11 protein-coding genes and 2 pseudogenes are annotated in these 16,748 nt (G+C 68.1%); 6 read left to right on the top strand and 7 right to left on the bottom strand.

Annotation, left to right across the window (positions count from 1 at the left end):
• Window positions 1-119 precede the first annotated feature (119 nt).
• Window positions 120-1,550, bottom strand: coding sequence for a phytoene desaturase family protein (locus tag QGN30_RS12215; RefSeq protein WP_038536677.1), 1,431 nt, complete (start codon window positions 1,548-1,550; stop codon window positions 120-122).
• Window positions 1,543-3,288: a DUF3556 domain-containing protein gene (locus QGN30_RS12210; protein ID WP_038536679.1), complete on the bottom strand. Its 1,746-nt coding sequence runs from the start codon at window positions 3,286-3,288 to the stop codon at window positions 1,543-1,545. The genes QGN30_RS12215 and QGN30_RS12210 overlap by 8 nt, the downstream gene beginning before the upstream one ends.
• Window positions 3,289-3,467: 179 nt before the next feature.
• Here QGN30_RS12210 and QGN30_RS12205 point away from each other — a divergent pair, with 179 nt between their 5' ends.
• The 6 genes and pseudogenes from QGN30_RS12205 to QGN30_RS12180 form a co-directional block, all read left to right on the top strand.
• Complete coding sequence (locus QGN30_RS12205; RefSeq protein ID WP_014380467.1) at window positions 3,468-4,277, top strand: lysophospholipid acyltransferase family protein; 810 nt, start codon at window positions 3,468-3,470, stop codon at window positions 4,275-4,277.
• 3 nt (window positions 4,278-4,280) lie between these two features.
• Window positions 4,281-5,900 (top strand): acyl-CoA ligase FadD12, encoded by a 1,620-nt coding sequence (gene fadD12 / locus QGN30_RS12200; RefSeq protein ID WP_038536682.1) that lies wholly within the window; start codon window positions 4,281-4,283, stop codon window positions 5,898-5,900.
• A complete protein-coding gene (locus QGN30_RS12195) occupies window positions 5,900-7,171 on the top strand; it encodes an alpha/beta hydrolase (protein ID WP_038536684.1) in 1,272 nt (423 codons plus the stop codon). The genes fadD12 and QGN30_RS12195 overlap by 1 nt, the downstream gene beginning before the upstream one ends.
• 232 nt (window positions 7,172-7,403) lie before the next feature.
• Window positions 7,404-8,456, top strand: a pseudogene (locus tag QGN30_RS12190) (13E12 repeat family protein); the annotation flags it as partial.
• Window positions 8,457-8,694: 238 nt separating this feature from the next.
• Entirely contained in the window at window positions 8,695-9,765 is a 1,071-nt protein-coding gene (locus tag QGN30_RS12185) for an IS110 family transposase (protein WP_042792078.1), read from the top strand.
• Window positions 9,766-9,864: 99 nt separating this feature from the next.
• Window positions 9,865-10,212, top strand: a pseudogene (locus QGN30_RS12180) (HNH endonuclease signature motif containing protein); the annotation flags it as partial.
• 123 nt (window positions 10,213-10,335) lie between these two features.
• Here the strand turns inward: QGN30_RS12180 and QGN30_RS12175 are convergent.
• The 5 genes from QGN30_RS12175 to uvrC are packed head-to-tail and all read right to left on the bottom strand — an operon-like array spanning window position 10,336 to window position 16,699.
• On the bottom strand, window positions 10,336-11,736 hold the full coding sequence (locus tag QGN30_RS12175) for a WS/DGAT/MGAT family O-acyltransferase (protein WP_009954040.1): 1,401 nt from the start codon (window positions 11,734-11,736) through the stop codon (window positions 10,336-10,338).
• Between the two features lie 52 nt (window positions 11,737-11,788).
• Entirely contained in the window at window positions 11,789-12,766 is a 978-nt protein-coding gene (gene whiA / locus QGN30_RS12170; protein WP_026071328.1) for a DNA-binding protein WhiA, read from the bottom strand.
• Window positions 12,763-13,839, bottom strand: a complete 1,077-nt coding sequence (locus QGN30_RS12165) for a YvcK family protein (RefSeq protein ID WP_038536688.1) — start codon at window positions 13,837-13,839, stop codon at window positions 12,763-12,765. Before QGN30_RS12165 ends, whiA begins: the two co-directional genes overlap by 4 nt.
• Entirely contained in the window at window positions 13,836-14,747 is a 912-nt protein-coding gene (gene rapZ, locus QGN30_RS12160) for an RNase adapter RapZ (protein ID WP_009956169.1), read from the bottom strand. The genes QGN30_RS12165 and rapZ overlap by 4 nt, the downstream gene beginning before the upstream one ends.
• Window positions 14,744-16,699, bottom strand: coding sequence for an excinuclease ABC subunit UvrC (gene uvrC, locus QGN30_RS12155; protein ID WP_038536691.1), 1,956 nt, complete (start codon window positions 16,697-16,699; stop codon window positions 14,744-14,746). Before uvrC ends, rapZ begins: the two co-directional genes overlap by 4 nt.
• Between the last annotated feature and the right edge of the window lie 49 nt (window positions 16,700-16,748).

Below are 16,748 nucleotides of genomic sequence, written 5' to 3'. Positions count from 1 at the left end.
TCCTCTGTCTTCTTTCCTGTGTCCGCTGATTTGCGCTCGTCGCCAGCCTAGATCAGCGCCGCCACCCGTTGCCGCGCTGGTACATCGGCCGTGACGTCGGCCACACGCGGCCCGTACCGCTAGGCCGGATTGCGGCGCTTGCGCAGCCAGCCCAGCGCCGCCTCGGCCGCGTGGTAGCCGCACAACCCGTGGATGCCGGCCCCGGGCGGGGTGGATTGCGAGCACAGGTATACCCCCGGCACACCGGTCGCATACGGGTTGACGGAGACCCGCGGCCGCAGGATCACCTGGAGCCCGTCGTTGGCGCCGCCGATGATGTCGCCGCCGATGAAGTTGGGGTTGTAGGCCTGCAGATCGGCGGTACCGCTGGTGACGGTGGCGACGACGCGGTCGCGGAATCCGGGCGCGAAGCGCTCGATCTGGTCAGTGATGATCTCGGTGGCATCGCCGGTGTAGCCGAACGGCACGTGGGCGTAGGCGTAGATCGGGTTGATATTGCCCGCCGAGCGCGACGGGTCGGCCAGGTACTGCTGCCCAAGGATGATGAACGGCCGCCGGTACATCCGTCCTTGCGACCGCTCGCGTTCGCTGTGTGCGATCTCGGCGAATGTCCCGCCCAGGTGCACGGTGCCGGCGTGACCGCAGTCGGGATTGGTCCAGGGAATGTGGCCCTCGATGGCGTAGTCGACCTTGAAGGCCGAGGACCCCTGGCGGTAGCGCCGGTAGGAGCGCTTGATGCGGCCGGGCATGGCGTCGCCGTAGAGCCGCAGCGTCGCGGCCGGGGTGAGGTCGAGCATGACGATGTCGGCGCCGGGAATGTCTTTGCGGCTGGTCACTGTGACGCCGGTGGTGATCGCAGCGCCGTGTTCGGCCAGGACGGCTGCTAGCGCCGCGATGATCGAACCCGATCCGCCCGCAGCCACCGGCCAGCCGTAGTGGTGCCCGCTGGCCATGAACATCAGCGCCATTGCGGCCGTCAGCGGCCGGTCGAGCCGGGTGTAAGCGTGCGCGGCCTGGCCGCCGTATAGCGCGCGTACCCGCTCGGTGCGAAACCAGCGGGCCAGCACGGTCGCCGGCAACAGCGCGCGCGGCCCGAAGGCAGCAAGCCGGATGGGGTGGTGCGGAACATGCAGGACCGGGCGCATCAGGTCTTGGCACAGCTCGTCGAAGCCGGCGGCGAGATCGCCCACCGCGAGCCGCCACCGCCGTCCGTCGGCGCCCATTTCGGCCACGGTTCGGTCGATCGACCGGTAGAGCAACCCGGCGGTGCCGTCGTCGAGCGGATGCGCGCAGTCGACCTCCGGCCACTTCCAGGTCAGCCCGTAGCTCCGCAGGTCGATCTCCTCCCAGAACGGTGAACCCACTGCCATCGGATGCGCAGCCGAGCAGACGTCGTGGATCACCCCGGGCACCGTCAGCTCGGCCGAGCGCGCTCCCCCGCCGACCGTCTCGCCGGCCTCCAGCACCTGCACGTCGACACCGTGGCGGGCGAGGTGGATCGCGGCCGCCAGCCCGTTCGGCCCGGCGCCGACGACGACTGCCCTAGCCATGGGCGTCATCAATGACGTGGACGGGGCAGTCATCCCCGGGCTCGGGCCACGGCTGGCGGGTCAGCATGTCCTTGACGTCGACGTAGCCCGCCTCGATCAGGCCGGTCTTGGCGTCGAGGATGCGATACGACTGCCGTTGGACGTGGATGGGCTGACCCTCCAGGACGATGACCCGCACGTCGCCGTCCTCGAAGCGGCAGCGGCGTTGCACCGCCTCCACAAGTTGCTCGTTGTGTAGGTGGCCCTCGCCGAAGTTCCACCCGACGAGCGGCCCGGCAACGATTTCGCCCTCACGGATCTTGTAGTCGGCTTCGTCGTCGATCGCGCGCGGCAGCAGCCCGTTGAGCGCCCGGCCATGCACGTGCATCGCGCGGAAGGCGGCGATCTTGTCCGCCAAGATTTCGGCGGTTTCCGGGTCGTAGAGCCTCGCCAGCTGATTGACGACGAGCGCGGAGCTCTTCACGATGTCGGCGTCGATCTTCTCCTCGGCGCCCGCACGGAAGCACCACACGCTGGTGGCCCAGTTGCCGGCGTAGTACCGCATCGCCGGAAGGAACGAAATCCTTTCGGGGAACATGTTTCCCACGATGACCACCACCACCGCGAGGATCACGAGGGCGAGCAGCACGGGCGAGCGAAGATCGGTGGCCCGGACCGCGCCGTAATGCCCGAACAGATAGAACAGCGAGAAGATGAAGAACACGTTCCATTCCAAGGGCACTCCCATTGGGAGGTTGGAAATGATGTTGAGATGGAACAGCACCATGAACGCGATCAGAAACCATCGCCACGGGTGATCGGCGGCGAAGAAGACCAGCACCGTCGGAACCACGAATTCCGCTGTGGTGCCGCCGACGTGGGCCATCAGCTTGGGCAGCAGCGACGGTCGCAGGTCGTTGACGTGGTCGAGGTAGAGCAGGTGCTTCAGCGGGGTGAACACCCGGCTTCGCAGCAGCGCGTTGTTGCTCGTCATCACCGCCACCACGTAAGGGAAATGGTGGTTGAGCTTGGAAACCGCTGCGCCCCACCACAAGCAGAGCATGATGAGCTTGCAGGCCGCGACCTGATCGGTGAACGGGAAGAAGAACACGAACAGCTTCAGCCAATAGTGTTCGCCGCGGGCGGCCAGGAAGACCGTCTTGTCGCGTAGACCCAACAGGGCCAGCGCCACGATCGTCGGGACGACCCGCACGGGGTCGATCAGGCCGACATCGCCCGCGGTGGTGACCGGCCCGCCGTGGCCGGGCGACAGCAGCGCCCACACCCCGCCGATCAGAACGATGGCATACAGCGCGACGTCGAAGGCGGTGCGCGTGTCGCCGCGGGTGAACGGAACCTTGCCGGGCCAGGCCGGGAGCCGAATTGTGTTGGGTCGCAACCAGTAAAGGATGCCGCCGATCGGTGGCATGAACCGCCCGGTCAGCGGCCCGGATCCGCAGCCGAGGCCGGTGACCTCGAACAGCAGCGTGAAGATGACGACCTTCTGGTAGACGATGGGTTGCGTCCACCAGTCGCCGATGCGGCCCAGACCGCCCAGGCCGGGGGTTAGCGAGATGATCGCGGCGGGGGCGGCGACGTAGAGGGCGATCTTGAGCAGGTAGAGCAAATACACCGCGTATGGCGTGCCGAAGCCGTGTTCCGCCCAGTGCCGGGTCACGACTTGCAGCCGGGTGGCCCGGGGCAACGTGGGCCAGGTGCTGCGGTCGACGTCCGGAAGCTCCGGTGACATGAATCCCATGGGCGGCCTCGTTCCTGTCGGAAAACCAGCTGGCCCATCGAATGTATCGGCACCGCAGCCGACTCAACGGCTTACGCGGGCGAAAATGCCGAAACACCATGACGGCGGCGCTTCCTTGGTCGCTACCATCGAGGGACTCGACTCGGCACCTGGCCCGGCGCGAGCGTCAAGGGAGGAACGTGACCGACAGCGACAACGCCGATGGCGGGGACATCGGCAAATTCGACCCCGTCTTGACCCAGCGCCTGATGGCGGTGATGCGCCCGGTCTTGAAGACGTACTTCCGGTCGGAGGTACACGGCTTGGACTCGTTCCCGCCCGGCGGTGCGCTGGTGGTCGGTAACCACTCGGGCGGCATGTTCCCGATGGACGTCCCGATCTTCAGCGCCCACTTCTACGACAAGCTCGGCTACGACCGGCCGGTCTACACGCTGAGCCACGACATCCTCATGACGGGCCCCACCGCGGACTTCTTCCGGCGTACCGGATACATCCGGGCCAATCGGGAGAACGCGGCCGTCGCGCTGCGGTCCGGCGGGGTGGTGATCGTGTTCCCCGGCGGCGACTACGACGCCTACCGGCCCACGCTGTCGGAGAACGTCATCGACTTCAACGGCCGCAAGGGTTACGTCCGCACCGCGATCGACGCCGGCGTCCCGATCGTGCCCGCGGTGTCGATCGGCGGGCAGGAGACGCAGCTCTACCTGACGCGCGGCACCTGGCTGGCCGAGCGGCTGGGCATCAAACGGTTGCTGCGCAGCGCGATTCTGCCGGTGTCGTTCGGTTTCCCCTTCGGCCTGAGTGCGGTCATCCCACCCAACCTGCCGCTGCCGACCAAGATCGTGACCCGGGTGCTGGAGCCGATCGACATCGCCGGGAAGTTCGGCGAGGACCCCGACATCGACGAGGTCGACGAGTACGTGCGCTCGGTGATGCAGGAGGCGCTGACCGAGCTCGCCGCCAAGCGCCGGTTCCCGATCCTCGGCTGAGTCATGCCAAACCCTTTGAGCGAGACCCTTGGTCTGATCGGCACCATGCGCCGCGCCGGACTGATCGCGCCCATGCGCCCGGATCGCTACGTGCGGATCGCCGCGGCCATGCGCCGCGAAGGCATGGGCATGACGTCAGGGTTCGCCAGCGCCGCCCAACGCTGCCCGGATCGGCCCGGGCTGATCGACGAGCGGGGCAGCCTGACCTGGCGCGAACTCGATGAGCGGTGCAACGCGCTCGCCGCGGCGCTGCAGGGGTTGCCGTCGGGCCAGCCCCGCGTCATCGGGATCATGTGCCGCAATCACCGCGGTTTCGTCGAGGCGTTGGTGGCCGCCGACCGGATCGGCTCGGACATCCTGCTGCTCAACACGTCGTTCGCCGGGCCGGCGCTGGCCGACGTGGTGACCCGCGAGGGCGTCGACGCCGTCATCTACGACGAGGAGTTCACCGAGACGGTGGACCGCGCGCTGGCCGGCACGCCTGACGCGACCCGCATCGTGGCGTGGACCGATGCCGAGCATGAGCGCACGGTCGAGGGGCTGATCGCGGCCCGGGCAGGCGCTCAACCCCAGCGCACCGGGCGCAAGGGCAAGATGATCCTGCTCACCTCCGGCACCACCGGAACGCCCAAGGGCGCCAAGCAATCTGGCGGCAACGCGGGAATCGGAACGCTGAAGGCGATCCTGGACCGCACGCCGTGGCGGGCGGAGGAGCCCATCGTGATCGTGGCGCCGATGTTCCACGCCTGGGGCTTTTCCCAGCTGCTGCTCGCGGCGTCGTTCGCCTGCCCGGTGATCACCCGGCGCAAATTCGACCCGGAGGCCACCCTGGACCTTATCGACCGGCACAAGGCGACCGGCCTGGTGGTGGTGCCCGTGATGTTCGACCGGATCATGGATCTGCCGACCGAGGTGCGGCGCCGCTACAGCGGCCGGTCCCTGCGGTTCGCCGCGGCATCCGGTTCGCGGATGCGCCCCGACGTCGTCACCGCGTTCATGGACGAGTTCGGCGACGTGATCTACAACAACTACAACGCCACCGAGGCGGGCATGATCGCCACGGCCACGCCGGCCGACCTGCGCGCGGCGCCCGACACCGCGGGCCGGCCCGCCGGTGGAACCGAAATCCGCATCCTGGACCCGGAATTCAACGAGCTGCCCGCCGGCGAGGTCGGCAGCATCTACGTGCGCAACAACACCCAGTTCGACGGCTACACCTCGGGCAGCACGAAAGACTTTCACGCCGGATTCATGTCGTCGGGCGACGTCGGGTACCTGGATTCCGCGGGCCGGCTGTTCGTCGTCGGCCGCGACGACGAGATGATCGTGTCCGGCGGCGAGAACGTCTACCCGATCGAGGTGGAGAAGGCGCTCGCAGCACATCCCGACGTGGCCGAGGCGGCGGTGATCGGCGTGGACGACGAACAATACGGCCAGCGGCTGGCGGCGTTCGTGGTGCTGGGGCCGGGCGCCGGCGCCACCCCCGACGCCCTCAAGCAACACGTGCGGGACAACCTCGCCAACTACAAGGTGCCGCGCGAGATCGCGGTCCTGGATGAACTCCCCCGCAGCAGCACGGGCAAGATCCTGCGCGCGGAGCTGCGAGCACGGGTCGGCGGCTGATGCGGTTCACCCGGATGATCAGAAGGCCCAGGCCACTGGTGCGCGCCGCGCTGGAATTGGCCAACGCCGCCAACGGTTTACGGCCGCTGGCCCGCAAGGGCTACAGCACGGTGTTGGTGTTCTGGTTCGGGTGGCCGGCGTCCGAGGTGCCGGGCGTGTACTTCTCCGCTTCGCTTTTGGACGTGCTGCGGCGCGGGCACCGCGGCGACTTCGCGGGACGTCGCGGGAAGGTGGCGCTGGCGCTGACGGCGGCGTCCTGGGCCATCCTGGCGGTGATCAAGTATCGCGGCGTGACGACCCCCGGGCCAGTGCTGGAGGCGGGGCTGCGCGAGCAACTCGGCGACGACTATGAAGAGGCGCTCGACAAGCTGCCGCAAACCAAGCCCACCCGCAGCGGGCGTCGCACCCTGCCGCTGGGGAATACGGTGGCGCGGCGCCGCTACGTGGAGAAGACGAACGTGGTGTCCTACGGGCCGCACGGTCGCGCCAATCTGGCCGACATCTGGCGCCGCCACGATCTACCGCGCGACGGCAAGGCGCCGGTGCTGGTGCAGGTGCCCGGCGGCGCGTGGGTGATCGGAATGCGCCGGCCCCAGGCCTATCCGCTGATGAGTCACCTGGCCGCGCGCGGTTGGGTGTGCGTGTCCATCGGCTACCGGGTGTCGCCGCGGCACACCTGGCCCGACCACATCGTCGACGTCAAGCGCGCGCTGGCCTGGGTGAAGCAGAACATCTCCCGCTACGGCGGGGATCCGAATTTCGTGGCGATCACGGGCGGTTCGGCCGGTGGCCATCTGTGTTCGCTGGCGGCGCTGACACCCAACGACCCGGCGTTCCAGCCCGGCTTCGAGGAGGCCGACACGTCGGTGGTCGCCGCGGTCCCGGTGTACGGGCGCTACGACTGGTTTTCCACCGAGGGCGAGGGCCGGCGCGAATTCGTGGAGTTGCTCCAAAAGTTCGTCGTCAAGCGGAAATTCAGCACCCACCGCGACATCTACGTCGACGCCTCACCGATCCGTCGGCTGCGCGCCGACGCGCCACCCTTCTTCGTCCTGCACGGGCACGACGATTCGCTGATCCCGGTGGGCGAGGCGCAGGAGTTCGTCGAGGAGCTGCGCGCGGTGTCGAAGTCACCGGTCGCCTACGCCGAATTGCCGCACGCCCAACACGCTTTCGACATCTTCAGTTCCCCGCGGGCCCACCGTTCCGCGGAGGCCGTAGCGCGGTTTTTGTCGTGGGTGTACGCGACGCGTCCGCCCCAGCGCGACTAGGACCGCTCTCGGCCGACCGAGGCGGTGCCCCGAGCCGTGCACGCTCCGGCGCCGCGGGCCGCGCGCGCTCCCGCGCCCCGGGCCGCCCGCGCTCCCGGCGACACGAGCCGCCCGCGCTCCCGCCGACACGATTTCGGATATCGGAAACGGATATTGAATTCCCTTGTGTCACTATGGTTTCTGTGGTCACAATGTGGGGTTTTGTGTCGGTGGGCCTCGATAGTTTGACGGTATGAGTTCGGGCGGCATCATCGATCGGGACGCGATCAGCGCGGCCTTCGACGCGCTCGATGCCGCCATCGAAGGCGTGGCGGGGCTGAGTTTTGATGCGCTGGCTCCTCGGGAGTGCCTGGCGCTGTTAGAGCGCTGCGAAAAGACGCGCCGCCGGCTGCCAGTGGCTGAGCATGCGTTGATCAATCACCTGGCCCGCCAAGCCAGCATCGAAGAACTCGGCGCCAAACTCGACCAGGCGATCGCCGACCGGCTGCGGATCAGCCACACCGAGGCCGCCCGGCGGGTCAAAGACGCCGCCGATCTGGGCCCGCGCCACGGCCTGACCGGTGAACCCTTGCCCCCGGTGTTGGCCGCCACCGCCGCCGCCCAGGCCCGCGGTGAACTCGGCGCCGCCCATGTGGCGGTGATCCGCCGATTCTTTCGCCGCCTGCCCGGCTGGATCGACCCGGCCACCCGCGAGCGCGTCGAGGCCGACCTGGCCGGCCACGCCGCGTATCACCGGCCCGACGAACTCGACGGCCTGGCCCACGTCCTGGAAGATTGCCTCAATCCCGACGGCCTTTTCACCGACGAGGACCGCGCCCGTAGCCGCGGGGTGACCCTGGGCCGCCAACAAGCCGACGGCATGTCGGAGTTGCGGGGCCTGATCACCCCCGAACTACGGGCCACGCTGGAAGCCGTGGAAGCCAAACTCGGCGCCCCGGGCATGTGCAACCCGCTTGATGAGATGCCGTGTGTGGAGGGGACGCCCAGCCAAGAGGCCATCGATCGTGATACCCGCTCGGCTGCTCAGCGCGGCCACGACGCCCTGCTGGCCGGGCTGCGTGGGCTGTTGGCCTCCGGGGAGTTGGGTCAGCACAACGGGTTACCGGCCTCCATCATCGTCACCACCACCCTGGCCGAGTTGGAGGCCGCCGCCGGGCGAGCCCTGACCGGGGGCGGCACCATCCTGCCGATGAGTGAGGTGATCCGCCTGGCCCGCCACGCGCATCACTACCTGGCGATTTTCGATAAGGGCAAGGCCCTGGCGCTCTATCACACCAACTTGTTAAATCCTTGCAGGCGATCGTGGTCTGCAGCCATGATCTCCGAGGTGGTGGCCGGTTGACTCGTATCACACCTGTCACCCGTGGTTGACTTTCGCTTGGCTTGTCGGCCGGTCACCGCCGTATATGCGCAGAGTGGCTGAAGAGAGGCCTGCGTAGCCGAAAGTTGGTGTGCCCTCCGCGCTTTCATCTCTAAACCGAGGCGAGGAGAGAAGTTTCGTGCCAGCGATATTGAAGACCCAGATGGTGATCGCAATCGATCCACACAAAGCGTCCTGGACTGCCGCAGCAGTGGACGCCTCGTCGCGGCCCGTAGCCGCCATTCGCGTACCGGTCAGCCGTGACGGCTACCGCGCATTGCGTCGTTTCGCCCGCCAGTGGCCCGACTCGACATGGGCGATCGAAGGCGCATCCGGTCTGGGCGCGCCACTGACAGCGTGGCTACGTACCGACGGAATCGACGTCGTCGATATACCTGCGAAACTAGCTGCGCGCGTGCGGACGCTGTCGACCGGCCACGGTCGCAAGAACGACGACGCGGACGCAGTAAGCGTGGGGATCGCCGCACTGAGCGCACGTTCGCTGACTTCTGTTGTGGTAGACGGCACCGTGATCGCCCTACGTGCGATCGTCGACCACCGCGACGACCTGGTCAAAACCCGCACCCAGACCGTCAACCGCCTGCACGTCGTGCTTGCCAATCTCATTCCTGGTGGTGCAAAACGTGATCTCACAGCCGAGCGGGCCGTCGAACTCCTTCGCAAGGTCCGTCCTCGCGATGCCGCCGGCAAAACCCTGCGCAGCCTCGCCGCCGACCTCATCACTGAGGTACGCCACCTGGACCGCCGAATCACCAAGGCGGCCGCCGACATCAAGACCGCCGTCAGCGCCTCTGGCACAACCCTCACCGAGTTGTGCGGCATCGGAGAATTGACCGCGGCCAAGATCCTCGCCCGAGTCGGCACCATCGATCGGTTCTGCTCCGCCGCGGCGTTCGCCAGCTACAACGGCACCGCCCCGATCGACGTGTCCTCCGGAGATGTCATCCGCCACCGGCTCTCTCGCGCCGGAGACCGCCAACTCAACTGCTGTCTACACATCATGGCCTTAACACAAATCCGGCAGGACACCCCAAGCAAGGCCTACTACTTGCGGAAACGAACCGGCGGTAAGAGTCACAAGGAAGCAATACGGTGCCTGAAACGACGCCTGTCTGACATCGTCTACCGCCAACTGCTCCGCGACGCGACAAGACGTAAGGCAGGCCCGGGAGGACAATCGGGGGCGGCTCTAATATCCAGCGCGGCCAGCTGAAACCCCGCACACTGACTCTTCGGACAAGCCACTTCCCGGACCTGCTAGCAGCCACCATACAACCGAACAATGGCACACCTCTTGACACAGAGAGGCGCCAAGCGGCTGGCCTCCCCGGGACAACGAATCGTGTTGTACGCCAAGGACCGCGGCTGCACCGCCCCGGGCTGCACCGTGTCGGGTTACTACTGCGAAGTCCACCACACCACCGACTACAGCACCTGCCACAGCACCGACATCAACCAGCTCACCTTCGCCTGCGGCCCCCATCACCGCATGCTCGACCCCGGCGGCTGGACCACCCGCAAAAACACCCGCGGCGACACCGAATGGAAACCCCCACCCCACCTCGAGCGCGGCCAACCCCGCACCAACACCTACCACCACCCCGAAAAACTCCTCCACCACGAACACGACGACGAAGCCGACAATCCCGGCGCCGCATAACACTTTCACCATCGCCGCTAGCTCCGATGGCGCCGACCCGCCTCGCCCGGCTGCGCCGCGCTCGCGATCGCCGCTAGGTCAAATGGCGGCGCCTCATAGTCGTGAGATCGCCTGGCAGCAGGCCTAGTTGGGGCTGTTCTCCCGCGCGGCGGCCTTTTCGAGGTCGGTGAGCGCCGGCTCGATGCGATCGGCCATGTCGTCGATGTCGTTGGCCACTTCGGGCGTCGTCACGAAGCCGAAGTCGAGGTAATCCGTGTAGGAGAAGCAGGTGATGTTCAGCGCGACGTCCATCACCGGGGGCCCCAGCGGCACCAGCGAATCGAGCTTGGCGCCGGCCATGTACAGCGGGAACGACGGGCCGGGCACATTCGAGACAACCAGGTTGATAGGGGCCAGGTTTCGCGACAGACCGCTGGCGGTATATGCCCGCGCGGCCAGCCCCAACAACCCCGGCGGTGTCGTCTCGGTCAGCCCCATGATTTGGTGCGCCGACAACGCCTTGGCCATCAGCTTGGCGTTCTGGGTGCTTTCGTGGATGGACCGCAGCCGCTCCCCGGGGTCTTCGATGTGGGTGGCCAACGAGACGGTCATCGAGCTCACCTTGTTGCCGACGTCATCCTTGTTCTCGTCGGTGCGCGTCGACACGGGGATCTGCGCGATGAGCGGTTTGGCAGGCAGCTCACCGCGTTTGAGTAGGTAGTCGCGGGCGGCGCCGGCCACCAACGCCAGCACCACGTCGTTGAGCTTCACACCGTAGGCGTCCTTGACGACCTTGGCGCGGGCCAGTTCGACGCGGCAGCCGGTGATGCGCCGGTGTGGCGAAACCGGCGCGTTGAAGCGGGTTTTCGGCGCTTCGAAGTAGCGCGGCGGCCTGCTGCGCACCCCCAGCGTGGCGATTTGCTGGCGCACGGTCTGCTCCACCAGCCGCGCGACGCGGAACGGCGTTTTGACGCCGACGTTGATGAGCGCGCCCACCGCCCGCCGCTCGATGCCCGGAATATTCAACCCCACCAGCGATCCGACCGTCTCCTGTTGCGGCGGTCGCGGTTCCGGCGTGACGTCCAGCAGGATCTCACCCAGGCCGGCGCCCGAGACGCCGTCGACGATGGCGTGGTGCATCTTGGTCAGCGACGCGATCCGGCCGCCCTCGACACCCTCGATCACCCACATCTCCCACAGCGGCCGGGCGCGGTCCAGCTTGTAGGACATCAACCGCCCCACCAGTTCCTCGAGTTCGCGCCGACCGCCGGGCGCCGGAACCGCGATGCGCCGGATGTGGAAGTCGGGGTCCAGGTCCTCGTCCTCGACGAACCACGGCCGGTCCAGGCCGAATGGCGCCCCGGTAACCCGCCACCGCAACTGCGGCAATTCCGGCAGCCGCTCGATGATCAGCTCGCGCAGTCGCGCAAAGCTGTACTCGGAGCATTCCTTCGGGTCGCAAATCGCCAGCGCCCCCACGTGCATGTGCCAGCCCGCGGTTTCGGCCGACCAAAACGCCGCATCAACGCTCGAAAGCCGTTTCATTCCCCGACCGTAGCCCCCGCCACCCCTTGCGAACAGCGATTCGCGCGACCAGTTAGGCGTCTTCCAGCAAATCCGGCGTCACCGCCGACTCGGTGTCGGGAATACCCTCGATCTTCGCCTTGCGGTCGGCCATCGACAGCAACCGCCGAATGCGGCCGGCCACAGCGTCTTTCGTCATCGGCGGGTCGGCGAGCCGGCCGAGCTCCTCCAGCGACGCCTGTCGGTGCTCGACGCGCAGCTTGCCGGCCGAGGCCAAATGGTCGGGGACGGTGTCGCCGAGGATCTCCAGCGCCCGCTCCACCCGGGCGGCCGCCGCGACCGCCGCGCGCGCCGAGCGGCGCAGGTTGGCGTCGTCGAAGTTGGCGAGCCGGTTGGCCGTGGCCCGCACCTCGCGGCGCATCCGGCGCTCCTCCCACACCAGCCGGGTGTCCTGGGCGCCCATCCGGGTCAGCAACGCGCCGATCGCCTCGCCGTCGCGCACCACTACCCGGTCGGCGCCACGCACCTCGCGGGCCTTCGCGCTGACCCCCAGCCGCCGCGCCGCGCCCACCAACGCCAGCGCCGCCTCCGGGCCGGGGCAGCTGACCTCCAGCGCCGAGGACCGTCCCGGCTCGGTCAGCGACCCGTGCGCCAGGAAGGCCCCCCGCCACGCGGCCTCGGCGTCGCCGACGCTGCCGCCCACCACCTGGGCCGGCAGCCCGCGCACCGGGCGGCCGCGGTTGTCGAGCAGCCCGGTCTGGCGGGCCAGCGCCTCACCGTCGTTGGCCACCCGCAACACGTACCGGGTGCTTTTGCGAATTCCACTGGCGGACAACACATGCACGACGGCGGTGTAGCCGTAAAGTTCGAAAATGTCTTTGCGCAGCCGCCGGGCGACATTGCCGAGATCGACCTCGGCCTCGACCACGACGCGGCCGCCCACGATGTGCAGCCCTCCGGCGAACCGCAGCAGGGACGTGACCTCCGCCCGGCGCGCGCTGACCGATTTCACGACCAGGCGGCTCAGTTCGTCCTTGACTTCGGTCGTCATCGCCACGAGTCGTCACCCCTTGGTCCGCTGCCGGCGGGCCCATCCCCACCTGGTGGTGGTTTTGCACCGTCGACCCGAATATCCGCGGTGGCCGTGGCCGGAGCCGCTTCCGGACCCTTGCGGGCCGCCCGGACCCCGTCCAGGGCCGCCGCGAGCTTGCCTGGATCATGTAAAGGTGTACCAGGTCGGGACACGTCGGCGAAGTGGACCTCGGCATGCAGCAGGGTGGCGGTGCGGCGCAGTTGCTCGCGTTCCCGCTCACTCGGCACCCGGTCGGCGTCGATGATGATGTCGTGCACGGTAAATCCCGGAGCGTGCTGGGCCAGCACGTGCAGATGACGCTCGACGGAGAACCCGGCGGTCTCCCCCGGCTCGGCCACCAGGTTGAGCACCAGGGCGCGCCGCGCGGACGTCGCCCGCAGCGCCGCCGCCAGCTCGGGCACCAACACGTGCGGGATCACGCTGGTGAACCACGAGCCGGGGCCCAGCACCACCAGGTCGGCGGCCATGATGGCGTCGATGGCCTGCCGGGTGGCCGGGGGGTGGTCCGGCAGCAGCCGCACCCGGCGCACCTTGCCCGGGGTGGTCGCGATCGCCACCTGGCCGCGGATCACCCGGAACATCCGCGGGTCGCCTTCCAGGCCGGACACGTCGGCCTCGATCTGCAGGGCGATCGGGCACATCGGCAGCACCCTGCCCTTGACGCCCAGGATGCGCCCGAGCTCGTCGAGGGCGGCCACCGGATCGGCCAGCACCTCCGACAGGCCAGCCAGCATCAAATTGCCGATCGGATGCCCCGCCAGAGCGCCGCTGCCACCGAACCGGTGCTGCAGGATGGTCGCCCACAGACGCCCATGTGGACTGTCAGAAGCCAAGGCCGCCAACGCCATTCGCAGGTCGCCGGGCGGCACCACGCCGAGTTCGCCGCGCAGCCGGCCCGAGGATCCGCCGTCGTCGGCGACCGTCACCACGGCGGTGACGTAGGGGGTGAGACGCCGGGCCGCCGACAAGGTCGCGTACAAGCCGTGTCCGCCGCCCAGCGCGACGATGCCCCGGTTGAACGGCTCGCTCATTCGCGACCCAGATCCCGGTGCAGCACGCGCACCGACAGCTGGTGATCGGCGTTCAGCAACTGCATCAATTGCTCGGCGATCGCGACACTGCGATGCTTCCCCCCCGTGCAGCCGATGGCGACCGTCATATAGCGCTTGCCCTCCCTGCGGTAGCCGTCCACGACCAGAGATAGCAGTCGATGGTAGGCGTCGAGAAACTCGGCCGCGCCGGGCTGGCTCAACACGTAATCCCGCACCGCGGGATCCTGCCCGGTGCGGGGGCGCAATTCGTCGACCCAGTGCGGGTTCGGCAGGAATCGCACGTCCATCACCATGTCGGCGTCCATCGGCAGGCCGTACTTGAAACCGAACGACTCGACCGTGACGCTGGTGGTCGCGCCGGCGTCATTGCCGAACGCCCGCTCGATGGTCTCGCGCAGGCCCCGCACCGACAGCGTCGACGTGTCGATGATCAGGTCGGCGGTGGCGCGCACCGATGCCAGCATCCGGCGCTCGGCCGCGATGCCCTCGGCCAGCGTCTGATCGCCCTGCAGCGGGTGGCTGCGCCGATTCTGCTCGTAGCGGCGCACCAACATGTCGTCGGATGCTTCCATGAACACCACCCGCGGGGCGATGTTTCGGGTCGCCAGCTCAGTGCGCACCGAATCCAGATCTCCGGTGAAGCCCCGCGACCGCACGTCCATCACCACCGCCAGCTGGGTGATGCGCGACCCCGCGTCCATGCCGAGGTCGACCATCCGGGTGATCAGCTGCGGGGGCAGGTTGTCGGCCACATACCAGCCGAGGTCCTCGAGCACCTTGGCCGCCGTACCCCGCCCGGCCCCGGACAACCCCGTCACGAGAACGACGTCGATACCGGCCGGGGCGTCCACCGAGGGATTCCCCGCCAACTCGCCCGGACCCGTCATTGCGCGGCCCTGGACTCGTCGGGGGCCCGCTCGGGTCGCAGCGCCTCCAGGACGGCGGTGGCGGTGGCGACGCCGATGCCGGGAACGGCGGTGATCTGGTCGACGGTGGCCTCCTTGAGGCGGGCTATCGATCCGAAATGGCTTACCAGTGCCTTACGGCGATGTTCTCCCAATCCTGGCACCGAATCCAGCACCGATGCCGTCATTCGCTTGGATCGCTTGCTGCGATGGTAGGCGATCGCGAACCGGTGCGCCTCGTCGCGGACACGCTGCAGCAGGTAAAGACCCTCGCTGTTGCGCGGCATGATGACGGGGTCGGGTTCCGAGGGCACCCACACCTCTTCGAGCCGCTTGGCCAGCCCGATCACCGCGACGTCGGTGATGCCGAGCCCTTCGAGCACCGCGCTGGCCGCGTTGACCTGCGGCGCGCCGCCGTCGACGACGTACAGGTTCGGCGGGTAGGCGAAGCGGCGGGACTTCCCTTCCGGTGAAAGCATATTCGGGTCGTTCTGCTCGCTGAGGTGGCGCGCGAAGCGGCGCCGGGTCACCTCGGCGATGGAGGCGACATCGTCGGAGCGCCCCTGTCCGGCGGCCTCCCGGATGCTGAAGTGCCGGTAGTCCGATTTGCGTGGCAGACCGTCCTCGAACACCACCAGCGAGCCCACCACGTCGGTGCCCTGCACGTGGCTGATGTCCACACATTCGATGCGCAGCGGCGCCTCGGACAGCCCGAGGGCTTCCTGAATGTTCTGCAGCGCAGCGGATCTGGCGTTGAAGTCACCGGCCCGCTTCAGCTTGTGTTGCTGCAGGGCTTCTTTCGCGTTGCGCTGCACGGTTTCGGCCAGTGCGCGTTTGTCACCGCGCCGCGGCACCCTCAAGACGACCCGGGACCCGCGCAGGCCGGACAACCAGCTCGTCAGCTCGTCGGCGTTGGACGGCAGGCAGGGCACCAGCACCTCCCGAGGCACCGGGTTCACCGATTCGTCTGCGGCGCCGCCCAATTCGGCCTGCTCGCCGTAGAACTGCGTCAAAAACTGCTCGACCAACTGCTCCTCGCCGGAATCGCCCGGGTCGGCGGACTTTTCGACGATCCAGCCGCGCTGACCGCGGACCCGGCCGCCGCGCACGTGGAACACCTGCACCGCGGCCTCGAGGTCGTCGTCGGCGAAGGCCACCACGTCGGCGTCGGTCCCGTCACCGAGCACCACGGCCTGCTTTTCCATCGCCCGCTTCAGCGCGCCCAGGTCGTCACGCAGCCGCGCGGCCCGCTCGAAATCGAGACGCTCTGCCGCGGCGTTCATCTGCTGTTCGAGCTCGCGGGCGAACCGGTCGGTCTTGCCGGACAGGAAGTCGCAGAAATCGTCCACGATTTGACGATGCTGTTCGGCACTGACCCTGCCGATGCACGGCGCCGAGCATTTGTCGATGTAGCCCAGCAGGCACGGACGGTCGATCTGCCTGTGCCGCTTGAACACTCCCGCCGAACAGGTGCGCGCCGGGAACACCCGGGTGAGCAGGTCCAGCGTTTCCCGGATGGCCCAGGCGTGCGAGTAGGGGCCGAAGTACCGGACGCCTTTGCGGCGCGGGCCGCGATAGACCATCAACCGCGGGAATTCCTCGTTGAGGGTGACCGCCAGCACCGGATACGACTTGTCGTCGCGGTAGCGGACGTTGAACCGCGGGTCGAATTCCTTGATCCAGTTGTATTCGAGCTGCAGCGCCTCGACTTCGGTGTTGACCACCGTCCACTCGACCTTGGCCGCGGTGGTGACCATCTGCCGCGTTCGCGGGTGCAGGCCGGAGATGTCGGAGAAGTAGGACGTGAGCCGGCTGCGCAGGCTCTTGGCCTTGCCAACGTAGATGACCCGGCCGTGCGGATCCCGGAATCGGTAGACGCCCGGCTCCACCGGGATGGACCCGGGCGCCGGGCGGTACGTGGCGGGATCTGGCACAGATCCAGGCTAGTAGCCGGGAACGACGTGCCGAGAAAGGCGGGGCGCC

It is taken from the genome of Mycobacterium sp. 3-98 (assembly GCF_035918355.1).
GTDB classification, from domain to species: Bacteria; Actinomycetota; Actinomycetes; order Mycobacteriales; family Mycobacteriaceae; genus Mycobacterium; species Mycobacterium intracellulare.
This window is presented reverse-complemented; position numbering and strand designations above follow the sequence as displayed.

Coding starts and splice junctions, on each gene's coding strand:
- QGN30_RS12215 (WP_038536677.1), bottom strand. CDS start 1,550: ATGGCTAGGGCAGTCGTCGTCGGCGCCGGGCCGAACGGGCTGGCGGCC.
- QGN30_RS12210 (WP_038536679.1), bottom strand. CDS start 3,288: ATGGGATTCATGTCACCGGAGCTTCCGGACGTCGACCGCAGCACCTGG.
- fadD12 (WP_038536682.1), top strand. CDS start 4,281: ATGCCAAACCCTTTGAGCGAGACCCTTGGTCTGATCGGCACCATGCGC.
- QGN30_RS12195 (WP_038536684.1), top strand. CDS start 5,900: ATGCGGTTCACCCGGATGATCAGAAGGCCCAGGCCACTGGTGCGCGCC.
- QGN30_RS12185 (WP_042792078.1), top strand. CDS start 8,695: ATGGTGATCGCAATCGATCCACACAAAGCGTCCTGGACTGCCGCAGCA.
- QGN30_RS12175 (WP_009954040.1), bottom strand. CDS start 11,736: ATGAAACGGCTTTCGAGCGTTGATGCGGCGTTTTGGTCGGCCGAAACC.
- whiA (WP_026071328.1), bottom strand. CDS start 12,766: ATGACGACCGAAGTCAAGGACGAACTGAGCCGCCTGGTCGTGAAATCG.
- QGN30_RS12165 (WP_038536688.1), bottom strand. CDS start 13,839: ATGAGCGAGCCGTTCAACCGGGGCATCGTCGCGCTGGGCGGCGGACAC.
- rapZ (WP_009956169.1), bottom strand. CDS start 14,747: ATGACGGGTCCGGGCGAGTTGGCGGGGAATCCCTCGGTGGACGCCCCG.